This window comes from Aquirufa sp. A-Brett2-15D, assembly GCF_054558735.1.
This window is the reverse complement of the sequence record NZ_JBSKFT010000020.1, coordinates 1-310: the sequence shown is the minus strand read 5'-3', so window position 1 is coordinate 310 and position 310 is coordinate 1. Positions and strand designations below refer to the sequence as shown.

Here is a 310-nt window from a genome sequence, read left to right as displayed (position 1 = left end):
CGGCATTAAATTTAAAGGCGAACCTTATATCACCGGTGTTTACGGGAACACCATCACTACCTACAGGAACAATAGCTGTAACACAAGGTGCGAGTGATGCATCCACTGCAATCGCAACTACTGCCTTTGTTAATAATGCCTTTACTACTACGAATATTGCGGCAGGAGTACCGAGTGCTACGACCAGTACGGCGGGTAAGATTGTATTGGCAGGAGATTTAGGAGGGACTTTTTCAAGTCCATTGGTAGTTACAGTGGGGGGGAAGTCTAATACAAGCATTGCGAATGCGATCACAACAGTGGAAGCAGC

Annotated in this window: 1 protein-coding gene; it reads left to right on the top strand. The window is 46.1% G+C overall.

Annotated features, from left to right (window positions below; translation table 11 throughout):
- On the top strand, positions 1 to 310 hold a 310-nt coding region (locus tag ACST14_RS10970; RefSeq protein WP_459463480.1), incomplete at both ends, for a hypothetical protein.